Annotated in this window: 11 protein-coding genes and 1 pseudogene; 7 read left to right on the top strand and 5 right to left on the bottom strand. The window is 60.9% G+C overall.

Annotation, left to right across the window (positions count from 1 at the left end; all coding sequences use genetic code 11):
- Window positions 1–40: 40 nt before the first annotated feature.
- Complete coding sequence (locus tag ACA062_RS24085) at window positions 41–1915, top strand: MFS transporter (RefSeq protein ID WP_497453325.1); 1875 nt, start codon at window positions 41–43, stop codon at window positions 1913–1915.
- Between the two features lie 31 nt (window positions 1916–1946).
- Here ACA062_RS24085 and ACA062_RS24080 read toward each other — a convergent pair whose 3' ends face one another.
- From ACA062_RS24080 to ACA062_RS24060, 5 genes are all read right to left on the bottom strand, one after another.
- Window positions 1947–2873 (bottom strand): GGDEF domain-containing protein, encoded by a 927-nt coding sequence (locus tag ACA062_RS24080; protein ID WP_497453324.1) that lies wholly within the window; start codon window positions 2871–2873, stop codon window positions 1947–1949.
- Window positions 2874–3236: 363 nt separating this feature from the next.
- Window positions 3237–3977, bottom strand: a complete 741-nt coding sequence (locus ACA062_RS24075) for a YciK family oxidoreductase (RefSeq protein ID WP_128873329.1) — start codon at window positions 3975–3977, stop codon at window positions 3237–3239.
- A gap of 179 nt (window positions 3978–4156) precedes the next feature.
- Complete coding sequence (gene mupP, locus ACA062_RS24070) at window positions 4157–4828, bottom strand: N-acetylmuramic acid 6-phosphate phosphatase MupP (protein ID WP_497453323.1); 672 nt, start codon at window positions 4826–4828, stop codon at window positions 4157–4159.
- A gap of 4 nt (window positions 4829–4832) precedes the next feature.
- Window positions 4833–5531 (bottom strand): bifunctional 2-polyprenyl-6-hydroxyphenol methylase/3-demethylubiquinol 3-O-methyltransferase UbiG, encoded by a 699-nt coding sequence (gene ubiG, locus ACA062_RS24065; RefSeq protein ID WP_497437785.1) that lies wholly within the window; start codon window positions 5529–5531, stop codon window positions 4833–4835.
- A gap of 49 nt (window positions 5532–5580) precedes the next feature.
- On the bottom strand, window positions 5581–6915 hold the full coding sequence (locus ACA062_RS24060; protein WP_497453322.1) for a TRZ/ATZ family hydrolase: 1335 nt from the start codon (window positions 6913–6915) through the stop codon (window positions 5581–5583).
- A 108-nt stretch (window positions 6916–7023) separates the two neighbouring features.
- On the opposite strand from ACA062_RS24060, the gene mtnA reads away from it, so the two are divergent.
- The 6 genes and pseudogenes from mtnA (at window position 7024) to hisC (ending at window position 14822) form a co-directional block, all read left to right on the top strand.
- Window positions 7024–8100 (top strand): S-methyl-5-thioribose-1-phosphate isomerase, encoded by a 1077-nt coding sequence (mtnA, locus tag ACA062_RS24055; protein WP_497453321.1) that lies wholly within the window; start codon window positions 7024–7026, stop codon window positions 8098–8100.
- A 434-nt stretch (window positions 8101–8534) separates the two neighbouring features.
- Window positions 8535–11318, top strand: a complete 2784-nt coding sequence (gene gyrA, locus ACA062_RS24050) for a DNA gyrase subunit A (RefSeq protein ID WP_497453320.1) — start codon at window positions 8535–8537, stop codon at window positions 11316–11318.
- A 92-nt stretch (window positions 11319–11410) separates the two neighbouring features.
- A pseudogene (locus ACA062_RS24045) lies at window positions 11411–11491 on the top strand (outer membrane lipoprotein carrier protein LolA); the annotation flags it as partial.
- Window positions 11492–11519: 28 nt separating this feature from the next.
- Window positions 11520–12605 (top strand): 3-phosphoserine/phosphohydroxythreonine transaminase, encoded by a 1086-nt coding sequence (gene serC, locus ACA062_RS24040; RefSeq protein ID WP_497453319.1) that lies wholly within the window; start codon window positions 11520–11522, stop codon window positions 12603–12605.
- Window positions 12605–13699: a prephenate dehydratase gene (pheA, locus tag ACA062_RS24035; RefSeq protein ID WP_007899727.1), complete on the top strand. Its 1095-nt coding sequence runs from the start codon at window positions 12605–12607 to the stop codon at window positions 13697–13699. The genes serC and pheA overlap by 1 nt, the downstream gene beginning before the upstream one ends.
- A gap of 10 nt (window positions 13700–13709) precedes the next feature.
- Window positions 13710–14822, top strand: a complete 1113-nt coding sequence (gene hisC / locus ACA062_RS24030) for a histidinol-phosphate transaminase (protein ID WP_497453318.1) — start codon at window positions 13710–13712, stop codon at window positions 14820–14822.
- Window positions 14823–14837: the final 15 nt, after the last annotated feature.

The raw sequence follows: 14837 nt of genomic DNA, 5'->3' as shown, positions 1-14837 counted from the left end.
CCACGCCACTCTCTACCCCACGATCAGGGACACACGGAAGATGAGTCACCCCTCACAGTTCACCTTGCTTCGCACCCGGCGCTTCCTGCCGTTTTTCATCACTCAGTCGCTGGGAGCGTTCAACGACAATATCTTCAAGCAGTCGTTGATCCTCGCCATTCTGTACAAGCTGGCGATCGAGGGTGATCGCTCGATCTGGGTCAACCTGTGTGCGCTGCTGTTCATCCTGCCATTCTTTCTGTTCTCGGCGCTGGCCGGGCAGTTCGGCGAAAAATTCGCCAAGGATGCGCTGATCCGTCTGATCAAGCTCGGGGAAATCGCCATCATGGCGGTCGGCGCGGTCGGTTTCATGTTCGATCACCTGTCGTTGATGCTGGTGGCGCTGTTTGCCATGGGCACTCACTCGGCGCTGTTCGGTCCGGTGAAATATTCGATCCTGCCCCAGGCCTTGCACGAAGAAGAGCTGGTGGGGGGTAACGGCCTGGTGGAGATGGGGACTTTCCTGGCGATCCTCGCCGGAACCATCGGCGCCGGGGTCATGATGTCGTCCAGTCATTACGCGCCCATCGTCTCCACGGCGATCATTGGCATTGCGGTCATCGGTTACCTGGCCAGCCGCAGCATCCCTCGTGCCGCGGCCGCCTCGCCGGAAATGCGCCTGAACTGGAACATTTTCAGTCAATCCTGGGCCACCCTGAAGCTGGGTCTGGGCCAAACCCCGGCAGTGTCGCGTTCGATTGTCGGCAACTCATGGTTCTGGTTTGTCGGGGCGATTTACCTGACACAGATCCCGGCTTACGCCAAGGAGTGGATGCACGGCGACGAAACCGTGGTAACGCTGATTCTCACGGTGTTCTCGGTAGGTATCGCGCTCGGCTCGATGCTCTGCGAGAAACTGTCCGGGCGCAAAGTCGAAATCGGCCTGGTGCCATTCGGCTCGTTCGGCCTGACGGTGTTCGGGTTGCTGTTGTGGTGGCATTCCGGCGGGATTCCGGGCAGCGTCGACGGCCATGGCTGGGTCGAGATCCTCGGGTTTGGCCATACCTGGCTGGTCTTGATCGATATTCTCGGCCTGGGGATCTTCGGCGGCTTCTATATAGTGCCGCTGTACGCGCTGATCCAGTCGCGCACTCCCGAGAACGAGCGGGCACGGGTGATTGCGGCCAACAACATTCTCAATGCGCTGTTCATGGTGGTCTCGGCGATTGTCTCGATCGTATTGCTGAGCCTGGTCAAGCTGTCGATCCCGCAGCTGTTCCTGGTGGTGTCGCTGCTGAACATCGGTGTCAACGCCTACATCTTCAAGATTGTCCCCGAGTTCAGCATGCGCTTCATGATCTGGCTGCTCAGCCATTCCATGTACCGCGTGGAGCATCGCAATCTGCAACTGATTCCCGATGAGGGCGCGGCGCTGCTGGTCTGCAATCATGTGTCTTTCGTCGATGCGTTACTGATCGGTGGGGCGGTGCGTCGGCCGATTCGCTTTGTGATGCACTACAAGATCTACAACCTGCCAGTGCTGAATTTCATCTTTCGCACGGCCGGGACGATTCCAATCGCGGGGCGTCAGGAAGATATCCAGATTTACGAAAAAGCCTTCACGCGCATTGCCCGGTATCTGAAGGACGGTGAGCTGGTGTGCATCTTCCCGGAAGGCAAACTGACCGCCGATGGCGAGATCAATGAATTCAAGGGCGGACTGAGGCGGATTCTGGAAGAGACCCCGGTGCCGGTGATTCCGCTGGCATTGCAGGGGTTGTGGGGCAGTTTTTTCAGTCGCGATCCGGGCAAGGGGCTGTTTCGTCGGCTGTGGTCGCGAGTGACACTGGTAGCGGGCCCTGCCGTGACGGTAGAGGAGGCCGAACCGGTCAGACTGCAAGGATTGGTGGGCGAGTTGCGCGGCGCTGTCCGTTAGCGCTACTGCGTGCGGACCGCCCTGGCGGCTTTCACCCGGCCATCGCCAGCCGGTTGCGACCTGCGCGCTTGGCTGCATACAGGGCGCTATCGGCCCGTCGCAGCAGGCTGTCGCCGGACTCGCCGGGCAACAGGGTCGAACAGCCGAGGCTGACGGTCAGTTCGATCGACTTGCCATCGGCGGCAAAATCCTGCGTCTGCGCGGCAAATCGCAACCGCTCGCCGATCATGGCTGCCGCCTCCCGACCGGTGTTGGACAGCAGAATCAGGAACTCTTCGCCACCAAAGCGGAACACCATGTCCACGTTGCGCAACTGATTCTTGATCGAGGCGGCAACCGCCTTCAGCACGTAATCGCCAGCGCTATGCCCATGATTGTCGTTGACGTGTTTGAAGTGATCGATGTCCAGCATCAACAGCGACAAGGGGTGCAGGTGCCGGCGCGACATCTCGATTTCCCGCTGCAGCGTCTGATCCATGGCGATGCGGTTGCCGGTGTCCGTGAGTGGATCGCGCAAGGCGCTTTGGGTCGCAGCGCGGTAGAGCAGGGTATTGCGCATCGGGTACAGCAATGCGGACAGTATCGACTCGAGGTTGCCCTGCTCCAGGTCGCTGAATCGCTGATTGCGGCGGAACACCAGTTGCCCCAGGTGCTCGCCTTCATGGCTGAGGCTGTAGCTGATCGAATGTTGGCCACGCTGGCCGAACGTCAGGCGCAAGTCGCTGGCCTTGTGCTCGTAACTCAAGGCGTCCAGTGGGACCAGTCGCTGGATCTCGCGAAAAAACAGCCCGAGGATGCGTTGCGGCTCAAGACTGGTTTGCAACAGCAGGCTCAGCTGCTGGCGCATTTGCGCAAGGCTGACCGATCTCTCTGGAAGGGGGGGCTGCTGACCAAAGCCCAGGCGTTGCAATTTGGCGCGATCGAAGTCAATTGCGTTGGTCTGGGAAGATGATTTCATATGGCGTGCGCCCCTGAGCAGTAAGACTGTCTTACAGGCTGGGTGAGAGCGGCTTTGGGCTGCGCGTCATACTGGTCCATCAGTCCCGTAGGACATCTGCTACGAGTCTAATCTGCTTTGCCGAAGATAAAGTAATTATCGGCCTCCCATCTGCTTTCACACGGCATGTCTGAGCAGATTTAGAGCGAAACGCATGCCATTACGTTCCTTTAGATAAAAAAGCATTATAAATCAAAGTCTTGAAATTTCATTGGCAGACGTCACCGACGTTATGCCGATTGTTTGGCCAGGAATGAGGGGGGAGTTACGAGCATTTGAGCGCCACGACAGGAGGCTGTCGCGGCACAAAAGCGACGCACGGCGTTACTGGGCGTTGAAAGCCTGGCCGTTGATGCCGGTGCTGTCCGGTCCCATCAGGTAGAGATAGACCGGCATGATCTCCTCCGGCGTCGGGTTGTTCAGCGGATTTTCCCCGGGGTAGGCCTGGGCGCGCATGCTGGTGCGGGTGGCGCCGGGGTTGATGCTGTTGGCGCGCACCGGTGCCACGGTATCGACTTCATCGGCCAGGGTTTGCATCAGGCCTTCGGTGGCAAATTTGGAAACCCCGTACGCACCCCAGTAGGCGCGCCCCTTGCGGCCGACGCTGCTGGAGGTGAACACCACCGAGGCGTCCTGGGACAGCTTGAGCAGCGGCAACAGCGTACTGGTGAGCATGAACATCGCATTGACGTTGACGTGCATGACGCGCATGAAGTTTTCACCGGACAACTGCTCGATCGGCGTACGCGGGCCGATGATCGAGGCGTTGTGCAGCAGGCCGTCGAGGTGGCCGAACTCGGTTTCGATCATCGCTGCCAACTCATCGTATTGATGGGGCAGGGCGGTTTCCAGATTGAACGGGATCACCGCGGGTTGTGGATGACCGGCGGCTTCAATTTCGTCGTAGACCTGAGTCAGGTTGGCTTCGGTCTTGCCCAGCAGCAGCACGGTGGCGCCGTGGGCGGCGTAGGTTTTCGCGGCGGCAGCGCCGATACCACGACCGGCACCGGTGACCAGGATGACCCGGTCCTTGAGCAGTTCGGGGCGGGCGGAATAATCAAACATAAAAAACCTCTACAAATCAGAAGACGGATCGCGCGCGGCAAATCGCGGGCAAGCCCGCTCCCACAAGAATCGAGGGTGTTTACACAATTTGCATTCGCCTACCAGAACCCTGTGGGAGCGGGCTTGCCCGCGATGGCGTCAGCATTCACGCCACATTCCCAGGAGTTTGAAACCGGCTCTCAGCAGCCACAAAGGGCGCTATCAAGCACCTTGCGCAACTCCAGCGGATGATCCACCACCACATCCGCCCCCCAGTGCCGCGGGTTATCGTCCGGGTGGATATAGCCAAAGGTTACCGCAGCGGTCCGGGTGCCGGCATCGCGACCGGATTCGATATCGCGCAGGTCATCACCCACGAACAGTACGCTGGCCGGGTCCAGGTTGAGCATCTTGCAGGCGAGGATCAACGGCTCGGGATCCGGCTTGCTGTTCTTCACATGGTCCGGGCAAATCAGCAGCGCCGAGCGCTCGGCCAGCCCCAACCGCTGCATGATCGGCTCGGCGAACCGCAACGGCTTGTTGGTGACCACGCCCCAGATCAGATTGGCTTTTTCGATATCGGCCAGCAGTTCGCCCATGCCGTCGAACAATTTGCTGTGAACGGCGCAACCCACGAGGTAGCGCTCCAGGAACTCCAGGCGCAATGCCTCGAATTCCGGCGATTCCGGGTCCATGGCGAAGGTCACGGCGACCATCGCCTTGGCGCCGCCGGAGATTTCGTCGCGAATCTGTTTATCGTTGATCGGCGGCAAACCGCGATCGGCACGCATTGCCTGGCAGATGGCAATGAAGTCCGGCGCGGTGTCGAGCAGGGTGCCGTCCATGTCGAAAAGAACTGCTCTGATACGCATCGGCTTACTCCTCGCGCAGGGTCTGGATCATGTAGTTGACGTCCACGTCGGACGCCAGCTTGTAGTGTTTGGTCAGCGGGTTGTAGGTCAGGCCGATGATGTCCTTGACGGTCAGCCCGGCCATGCGGCTCCAGGCGCCCAGCTCGGACGGGCGGATGAATTTCTTGAAGTCGTGGGTGCCGCGCGGCAGCAGCTTCATGATGTATTCGGCGCCGACGATGGCGAACAGGTACGCCTTCGGATTGCGGTTGATGGTGGAGAAGAACACCTGGCCACCGGGTTTGACCATGCGGAAGCAGGCGCGGATCACCGAGGAGGGGTCCGGCACGTGCTCGAGCATTTCCAGGCAGGTGACCACGTCGAACTGCTCGGGCAGCTCGCAGGCCAGGGCTTCGGCGGTGATCTGCCGGTACTCGACACTCACGCCCGACTCCAGCTGATGCAATTGCGCGACCGCCAGCGGCGCTTCACCCATGTCGATACCCATGACGGTGGCGCCGCGCTGGGCCATGGCTTCGCTGAGGATGCCGCCGCCGCAGCCGACGTCGAGGACTTTCTTGCCGGCCAGATGGACCCGTTCGTCAATCCAGTTGACCCGCAGCGGGTTGATGTCGTGCAGCGGTTTGAACTCGCTTTCGCGGTCCCACCAGCGATGCGCCAGGGCTTCGAATTTGGCGATTTCGGCGTAGTCGACGTTGCTCATGCTTAAGTCCTCTAAAACTTGAAAAATCCTGTTGCCCCGACCGGGGGGCTTACGATTCGGTACGGCCGCTGATGCGCTGGCCCCAGGCCTTGGCGGTGGCACAAAGCTGGTCTTCATCCAGGCGGGTCAAACGGCGGTCGTCGAGCAGTTGCTTGCCGGCGACCCAAAGGTGTTTCACGCAGTCCCGGCCAGTGGCGTATATAAGCTGCGAAACCGGGTCGTAGACCGGTTGCTGCGCCAGGCCTGAGAGGTCGAATGCCACGATGTCCGCGGCTTTGCCGACTTCCAGCGAGCCGACGTCGGTTTCGATCCCCAGCGCGCGGGCGCCGTTGAGGGTGGCCATGCGCAGCGCGCGATGGGCGTCCAGCGCGGTGGCGGAGCCGGCGACGGCCTTGGCCAGCAATGCAGCGGTGCGGGTTTCGCCGAGCAGGTCGAGGTCGTTGTTGCTCGCCGCGCCATCGGTGCCGATGGCGACATTGACGCCGGCCTGCCACAAACGCTCCACCGGGCAGAAACCGCTGGCCAGCTTCAGGTTCGATTCCGGGCAATGGATCACGCTGGTATTGCTTTCTACCAGCAGCACCAGGTCCTCATCGCTGATTTGCGTCATGTGCACCGCCTGGAAGCGCGGCCCCAGGAGGCCCAGGCGACCGAGGCGGGCCAACGGGCGTTCGCCATATTGCTCGACCGACTGCTGCACTTCGAAGGCGGTTTCGTGGACATGCATGTGAATCGAGGCGTCCAGTTCTTCGGCGATCACCCGGATTTTCTCCAGGTTTTCGTCGCCCACGGTGTAGGGTGCATGGGGGCCGAAGGTAATTTTGATACGCTCGTGGTGCTTGAGATCGTTGAACAGTTCGACACCCTGGCGAATGGCCTCGTCCGCCGTGCTGGCGCCCGGGATCGGAAAGTCGAGGATCGGAATGGCGATTTGCCCGCGAATGCCGCTGTCATGGATGCACTCGCTGGCAATCTTGGGGAAGAAATACATGTCGGAGAAGCAGGTGATGCCGCCTTTGATCTGCTCGGCGATCGCCAGGTCGGTGCCGTCGCGAACGAAAGTTTCGTCTACCCATTTGGCTTCGGCCGGCCAAATGTGCTGTTCCAGCCAGGCCATCAGCGGCAGATCGTCCGCCAGGCCGCGGAACAACGTCATCGCGGCATGCCCGTGAGCATTGATCAGGCCAGGGCAGAGCAGCATGTCCGGCAGTTCGCGGATTTCGCTTGCCTCAAGCTTCAGCGCCGCGGCACGCGGGCCGATAAAGACGATGCGCCCGTCGCGGATGCCCAGAGCATGCTCCTTGAGGACAACGCCAGCAGGTTCGACGGGTACCAGCCAGGTCGGCAGTAATAGCAGGTCGAGCGCAACGGCAGTGTTCGGCATCGAGGATGGGTTCCAGTGCTTTTATAAAGGATGGCGAAGTATACCCGAGCGTGTTCGCGGGGGGATCGCTATAATCGGCGGCTTTTGTTTCTGAGTGCGGGGTGGGGAATGCGCGATCGACTGTTGGCTGCGGAGAAGGTGAAGGCCATCGATTGGCGTGATGGCGCCCTGTATCTGCTGGATCAACGTATTTTGCCGTTCGAGGAAACGTGGATCGCCTATACCAGCGCCGCAGGTGTGGCCGAGGCGATTCGTTCGATGGTCGTGCGCGGCGCGCCGGCCATTGGCATCAGTGCTGCTTATGGCGTGGTGTTGGCGGCGCGTGCCCGGTTTGCCGAAGGCGGCGACTGGCGGGCGGCGCTGGAAGAGGATTTCGCGCTGCTCGCCGATGCCCGTCCGACCGCCGTCAATCTGTTTTGGGCCCTGGGCCGCATGCGCGAACGGCTTGGGCGTCTCAAGCATCACGCCGATCCGCTGGCGGTGCTGGAAGCGGAAGCCCTTGCCATTCATGAAAGTGATCGCGAAGCCAACCTGACCATGGCGCAACTGGGGGTGGACCTGATTCGCAAGCACCAGGGCAATGCCCAGGCGTTCCTGACCCATTGCAACACCGGTGCCTTGGCCACCGGCGGCTTCGGCACGGCGCTGGGGGTGATTCGCGGGGCGTTCCTTGAAGGCATGGTCGAGCGGGTATACGCCGACGAAACCCGGCCCTGGCTGCAAGGTTCGCGCCTGACCGCGTGGGAATTGGCCAACGAGGGGATTCCGGTCACGATCAATGCCGACTCGGCCGCTGCCCATATCATGAAAACCAAGGGCGTTACCTGGGTGATCGTGGGGGCCGACCGCATCAGCGCCAATGGCGACGTGGCCAACAAGATCGGCACCTACCAATTGGCGGTGAACGCCATGCACCATGGCGTGCGCTTCATGGTCGTGGCGCCGAGCTCGACCATCGACATGAACCTGGCCAGTGGTGACGACATTCCAATCGAAGAGCGTGACGGTCGCGAGTTACTGGATGTCGGCGGTAAGCGGGTCGGGGCCGATGTCGATGCGTTCAACCCGGTGTTTGACGTGACCCCGGCAGACCTGATCGATGTGATCGTCACGGAAAAGGGCATTGTCGAGCGGCCGGATACGGCGAAAATGGCGCAGTTGATGTGTCGTAAGCGTCTGCATTGAAGGTCTCCGGCGCCTGATAAATCGCAATCGCGGGCAAGCCCGCTCCCACAAGGATCTGTGTTGCACCGAAAATCTCGGGCATACAACAGACCCTGTGGGAGCGGGCTTGCCCGCGATGAGGCCCGCAGAGTCAATAAATCAGCCTGAATTCTGCATTCGGCATCTCTCTAAGCCTCTCTCGTCCCCTTCAAGCCTGTCACCGGTCAACTAACTATGCTCCATGCGCATCAGGGGGATAGGTGCGTGGCGGCTCTTGTGATAACATCCGGCGTTTTCCGAGGCAGTCCCACGGGGTTGTCTTTACTGCGCAGATCCATGGCATAACTCGTTGATTTGTCGTAAGTCGGTGCACGGCACTCAGCCTGCAGCGGCGAGCTTCGTTCGTCCCATATGGATGTGACGAAGTTTCACCAGAAAAAGGAATCAGGCTTCTCATGGGCGAACTGGCCAAAGAAATCCTCCCGGTCAATATCGAAGACGAGCTGAAGCAGTCCTACCTCGACTACGCGATGAGCGTAATTGTCGGGCGGGCACTGCCGGATGCGCGCGATGGCTTGAAGCCCGTGCACCGGCGTGTGCTGTTCGCGATGAGCGAGCTGGGCAACGACTTCAACAAGCCGTACAAGAAATCTGCCCGTGTTGTCGGTGACGTGATCGGTAAGTATCACCCGCACGGTGATACCGCGGTATACGACACCATCGTTCGGATGGCGCAGCCATTTTCGCTGCGCTACCTGCTGGTAGACGGCCAGGGCAACTTCGGTTCGGTGGACGGCGACAACGCCGCAGCCATGCGATACACCGAAGTGCGCATGACCAAGCTGGCGCACGAGCTGCTGGCCGACCTGCACAAAGAAACCGTGGACTGGGTGCCGAACTACGACGGCACCGAAATGATCCCGGCGGTCATGCCGACCCGTATTCCCAACCTGCTGGTCAACGGCTCGAGCGGTATCGCCGTGGGCATGGCGACCAACATCCCGCCGCACAACCTCGGTGAAGTCATCGACGGTTGCCTGGCCCTCATCGACAACCCCGAGTTGACCATCGATGAGCTGATGCAATACATCCCCGGTCCGGACTTCCCGACAGCCGCGATCATCAACGGTCGCGCCGGCATCATCGAAGCCTACCGCACCGGTCGCGGGCGCATTTACATGCGCGCCCGCTCGATGATCGAAGACATCGACAAGGTCGGTGGTCGCCAGCAGATCGTGATCACCGAACTGCCTTACCAGCTGAACAAAGCCCGTCTGATCGAGAAGATCGCCGAGCTGGTCAAAGAGAAGAAGCTCGAAGGCATCACCGAGCTGCGCGACGAGTCCGACAAGGACGGCATGCGCGTCGTGATCGAGCTGCGTCGCGGCGAAGTGCCTGAGGTGATCCTCAACAACCTCTACGCCCAGACCCAGCTGCAAGCGGTGTTCGGTATCAACATCGTCGCGCTGATCGACGGCCGTCCGCGGATCCTCAACCTCAAGGACCTGCTGGAAGCCTTCGTTCGCCACCGTCGCGAAGTCGTTACCCGCCGTACCGTGTTCGAGCTGCGTAAAGCGCGCGAACGGGGTCACATCCTGGAAGGTCAAGCGGTTGCCCTGTCGAACATCGACCCGGTCATCGCCCTGATCAAGGCTTCGCCAACGCCGTCGGAAGCCAAGGAAGCGCTGATCAAGACTGCGTGGGAATCTTCCGCCGTGGTCGCGATGGTTGAGCGTGCCGGCGCTGACTCCTGCCGTCCGGAGACCCTGGATCCGCAATACGGTCTGCGCGAAGGCAAGTACTTCCTGTCGCCGGAACAGGCGCAAGCCATTCTGGAACTGCGTCTGCACCGCCTGACCGGCCTGGAACACGAAAAGCTGCTGGCCGAGTATCAAGAGATCCTCAACCAGATCGGCGAGCTGATCCGCATCCTCAGCAGCGCCACGCGCCTGATGGAAGTGATCCGCGAAGAGCTGGAAGTGATCCGCGCCGAATACGGCGACGTGCGTCGCACCGAAATCCTCGATGCCCGTCTCGACCTGACCCTGGGTGACATGATCCCGGAAGAAGAGCGCGTCGTGACCATCTCCCACGGTGGCTATGCCAAGACCCAGCCATTGGCTGCGTACCAGGCCCAGCGTCGTGGCGGTAAAGGCAAGTCGGCCACCGGCGTCAAGGATGAGGACTACATCGCTCACCTGCTGGTCGCCAACAGCCACACCACGCTGCTGCTGTTCTCCAGCAAGGGCAAGGTGTACTGGCTCAAAACCTACGAAATCCCGGAAGCGTCCCGCGCTGCCCGTGGTCGTCCGCTGGTCAACCTGCTGCCGCTGAGCGAGGGTGAATACATCACCACCATGCTCCCGGTCGATCTGGAAGCCATGCGCAAGCAAGCTGACGCCGAAGACGCCGAAAGCATCGAGTCCGATCTCGAAGAACTGGAAAACAGCAACGAAACCGAAGAAGAGCGCAAGGCGCGGATCAAGGCTGCAGACAAGAAGAAGGCTCCGTTCATCTTCATGTCGACTGCCAACGGTACGGTCAAGAAGACCCCGCTGGTGGCGTTCAGTCGTCAGCGCAGCGTCGGTCTGATCGCGCTCGAGCTGGACGAAGGCGACATTCTGATTTCTGCTGCCGTCACCGATGGCGAGCAGGAAATCATGCTGTTCTCCGACGGCGGCAAGGTCACCCGCTTCAAGGAGTCCGAAGTTCGCGCCATGGGCCGTACCGCTCGCGGTGTGCGTGGCATGCGTCTGCCGGAAGGACAGAAGCTGATTTCCATGCTGATCCCGGAAGAAGGCAGCGAGATCCTCACGGCTTCGGCGCGTGGCTTCGGCAAGCGCACGGCGATCACCGAGTTCCCCGAGTACAAACGTGGCGGTCAGGGTGTTATCGCCATGGTCAGCAACGAGCGTAACGGCCGTCTGGTCGGCGCGGTGCAGGTGCAGGATGGCGAAGAGATCATGCTGATCTCCGACCAGGGTACTTTGGTGCGTACCCGTGTCGACGAAGTCTCCAGCCTGGGTCGTAATACCCAGGGCGTGACGCTGATCAAGCTGGCCAGCGATGAAACGCTGGTGGGCCTGGAGCGGGTTCAAGAGCCGTCGGAAGTCGAAGGCGAAGAGCTGGAAGGCGAAGAGAGCGAAGAAGGTGCAGTGTTCGACGGAGAAGTCGTGATCGACGACGTTGCCGAAGACCAGCAACTCGACGCCGCCGCTGACGAAGAACCGCAAGAGTAAGCGGGCAAACAGGGGGCGGATGAAAATTCGCCCCCTTGTTGTTTGTCCCTTTGGAAATACTGAAATCCCATGTAGGAGCGAGCTTGCTCGCGATGGTCGTCAACGATAACGCAGGGCGTCTGGTGCACCCTTGCGCTCTCAGGTTTTTCGCGAGCAAGCTCGCTCCTACAGTGTTACCACCAAATCAGAGCGAGATTGGATGTGAGCAAGAGAGCCTATAACTTCTGCGCCGGTCCTGCGGCGCTTCCCGAAGCTGTCCTGCAGCGCGCCCAGGGTGAACTCCTTGATTGGCACGGCAAGGGCCTGTCGGTCATGGAAATGAGCCATCGCAGTGATGAGTTCGTGTCCATCGCCACCAAGGCCGAGCAGGATCTGCGTGATCTGCTGAATATCCCCTCGAACTATAAAGTGCTGTTCCTGCAAGGCGGCGCCAGTCAGCAATTTGCGCAGATTCCGCTGAACCTGTTGCCGGAAAGCGGCACCGCCGACTATATCGACACCGGTATCTGGTCGCAGAAAGCCATCGAAGAAGCTTCGCGCTACGGCCACGTCAATGTTGCGGCCACCGCCAAGCCTTACGACTATTTCGCCATTCCCGGGCAGAACGAGTGGAACCTGTCTGCAGACGCGGCCTACGTTCACTACGCCCCGAACGAAACCATCGGCGGCCTGGAATTCCAGTGGATCCCGCAGACCGGTGACGTTCCACTGGTGGCCGACATGTCCTCGGACATCCTCTCGCGTCCGATGGATATTTCGCGCTTCGGTATGATCTACGCCGGCGCCCAGAAGAACATCGGCCCGAGCGGCCTGGTCGTCACCATCATTCGCGAAGACCTGCTGGGTCGCGCCCGTTCGCTGTGCCCGACCATGCTCGACTACAAGGTCGCGGCCGATAACGGCTCGATGTACAACACCCCGCCAACCCTGGCCTGGTACCTGTCGGGTCTGGTGTTCGAATGGCTGAAAGAGCAGGGTGGCGTTGAAGCCATCGGCAGGCTCAATGACGTGAAACAGCGCACACTGTACGATTTCATCGACGCCAGCGGCCTGTACAGCAACCCGATCAACAAATCGGACCGCTCGTGGATGAACGTGCCGTTCCGCCTGGCGGACGACCGTCTGGACAAGCCATTCCTGGCTGGCGCCGACGAGCGTGGCCTGTTGAACCTCAAGGGTCACCGATCCGTGGGTGGCATGCGTGCCTCCATCTATAACGCCGTCGACATCGTTGCGGTCAACGCACTGGTTTCGTACATGGCAGAGTTCGAGAAGGAACACGGTTAATGTCTGAGCAAGAACTCAAGGCACTGCGCCTGCGCATCGATGCCCTGGACGAAAAAGTCCTGGAGCTGATCAGTGAGCGCGCACGTTGCGCCCAGGAAGTTGCGCGAGTAAAGATGGCCTCGCTGGCCGAAGGCGAAGTGCCGGTGTTCTATCGCCCCGAGCGTGAAGCTCAGGTGCTCAAGCGCGTGATGGAGCGCAACCAGGGGCCGCTGGGCAACGAAGAGATGGCGCGCTTGTTCCGCGAAATCATGTCCTCGTGCCTGGCGCTCGAGCAGCCGCTGAAAGTGGCTTACCTCGGCCCTGAGGGCACCTTCACCCAAGCGGCGGCCATGAAGCACTTCGGTCACGCGGTGATCAGCAAGCCGATGGCCGCCATCGACGAAGTGTTCCGTGAAGTCGCGGCCGGTGCGGTGAACTTTGGCGTGGTCCCGGTGGAAAACTCCACCGAGGGCGCGGTCAACCACACCCTCGACAGCTTCCTCGAGCACGACATGGTGATCTGTGGCGAAGTCGAGCTGCGCATCCACCACCACCTGTTGGTCGGTGAAAACACCAAGACCGACAGCATCAGCCGCATCTATTCCCATGCCCAGTCCCTGGCCCAGTGCCGCAAGTGGCTGGACGCCCATTACCCGAATGTCGAGCGCGTGGCGGTGTCCAGCAACGCCGAGGCGGCCAAGCGGGTCAAGGGCGAGTGGAATTCGGCAGCGATTGCCGGCGACATGGCGGCAGGCTTGTACGGGCTGACCCGTCTGGCGGAAAAAATCGAGGATCGTCCGGACAACTCCACGCGATTCCTGATGATCGGCAGCCAGGAAGTGCCGCCGACCGGCGACGACAAGACCTCGATCATCGTGTCCATGAGCAACAAGCCTGGCGCGTTGCACGAGTTGCTGGTGCCGTTTCACGATAATGGCATCGACCTGACTCGCATCGAGACCCGTCCGTCGCGCAGCGGTAAATGGACCTACGTGTTCTTCATCGATTTCGTCGGCCACCACCGCGATCCGCTGGTAAAAGGTGTGCTGGAAAAGATCAGTCAGGAAGCAGTGGCACTCAAAGTGCTGGGTTCCTACCCGAAAGCCGTTCTCTAAGGGGTAGCAAATGAGTGGCGACTTCCTCGCTCTGGCACAGCCGGGCGTGCAACAACTTTCGCCTTACGTTCCGGGTAAACCCGTGGACGAACTGGCGCGCGAGCTGGACATCGATCCGGCCAGCATCGTCAAGCTGGCGAGCAACGAAAACCCGTTGGGCGCCAGTCCCAAGGCTTTGGCGGCCATTCGCGAAGCATTGGCCGAACTGACCCGTTATCCGGACGGCAATGGTTTTGCGCTCAAGACCCTGCTGGCTGACCAGTGTCGCGTCGAGCTGAACCAGGTGACCCTGGGCAACGGCTCCAACGACATTCTCGAGCTGGTCGCGCGTGCCTATCTGGCGCCGGGCCTGAACGCGGTGTTCAGCGAGCATGCGTTTGCGGTCTACCCGATCGTGACCCAGGCCGTGGGTGCTGACGCGCGGGTTATCCCGGCGAAAGACTGGGGGCATGACCTGTCGGCCATGCTGGCCGCGATCGATGCCGATACCCGCGTGGTGTTCATCGCCAATCCGAACAACCCGACCGGGACCTGGTTCGATGCCGAGGCGCTGGACGAGTTCCTGCAGGATGTGCCGGAACACGTGCTGGTGGTGCTGGACGAGGCCTACATCGAATACGCCGAGGGCGGTGACTTGCCGGATGGCCTGGACTACCTGGCGGCGTACCCGAACCTGCTGGTCTCGCGCACCTTCTCCAAGGCCTATGGCCTGGCGGCACTGCGGGTCGGTTATGGCTTGTCCACCGCTGTCGTAGCGGACGTGCTGAACCGCGTGCGTCAGCCGTTCAACGTCAACAGCCTGGCCCTGGCCGCTGCGTGTGCTGCGTTGCAGGACGCCGAGTACCTGGCCGAAAGCCGTCGCCTGAACGAAGCCGGCATGCAGCAATTGGAAGCAGGCTTCCGGGAGCTGGGGCTGAGCTGGATTGCGTCCAAGGGTAACTTCATCTGCGTCGATCTCGGCCGTGTTGCTTTGCCGATCTTCCAGGGCTTGCTGCGCGAGGGCGTGATCGTGCGTCCGGTGGCCAACTACGGCCTGCCGAACCACCTGCGCGTCACCATCGGCCTGCCGGCGGAAAACAGCCGCTTCCTCGAGGCGCTGACCAAGGTCCTGGCCCGTGGTTGATGTCACTGCACCTGC

The organism is Pseudomonas sp. LBUM1679 (genome assembly GCF_059695565.1).
Note: the sequence above shows the minus strand (reverse complement) of the source record. Positions and strands in the feature narration are given on the sequence as shown.

What these genes read in the sequence shown, in the direction of transcription:
- ACA062_RS24060 (WP_497453322.1), bottom strand. Translation starts at nt 6,915, where the DNA reads ATGCCGAACACTGCCGTTGCGCTCGACCTGCTATTACTGCCGACCTGG.
- gyrA (WP_497453320.1), top strand. Translation starts at nt 8,535, where the DNA reads ATGGGCGAACTGGCCAAAGAAATCCTCCCGGTCAATATCGAAGACGAG.
- ubiG (WP_497437785.1), bottom strand. Translation starts at nt 5,531, where the DNA reads ATGAGCAACGTCGACTACGCCGAAATCGCCAAATTCGAAGCCCTGGCG.
- hisC (WP_497453318.1), top strand. Translation starts at nt 13,710, where the DNA reads ATGAGTGGCGACTTCCTCGCTCTGGCACAGCCGGGCGTGCAACAACTT.
- mtnA (WP_497453321.1), top strand. Translation starts at nt 7,024, where the DNA reads ATGCGCGATCGACTGTTGGCTGCGGAGAAGGTGAAGGCCATCGATTGG.
- ACA062_RS24085 (WP_497453325.1), top strand. Translation starts at nt 41, where the DNA reads ATGAGTCACCCCTCACAGTTCACCTTGCTTCGCACCCGGCGCTTCCTG.
- pheA (WP_007899727.1), top strand. Translation starts at nt 12,605, where the DNA reads ATGTCTGAGCAAGAACTCAAGGCACTGCGCCTGCGCATCGATGCCCTG.
- ACA062_RS24075 (WP_128873329.1), bottom strand. Translation starts at nt 3,977, where the DNA reads ATGTTTGATTATTCCGCCCGCCCCGAACTGCTCAAGGACCGGGTCATC.
- ACA062_RS24080 (WP_497453324.1), bottom strand. Translation starts at nt 2,873, where the DNA reads ATGAAATCATCTTCCCAGACCAACGCAATTGACTTCGATCGCGCCAAA.
- mupP (WP_497453323.1), bottom strand. Translation starts at nt 4,828, where the DNA reads ATGCGTATCAGAGCAGTTCTTTTCGACATGGACGGCACCCTGCTCGAC.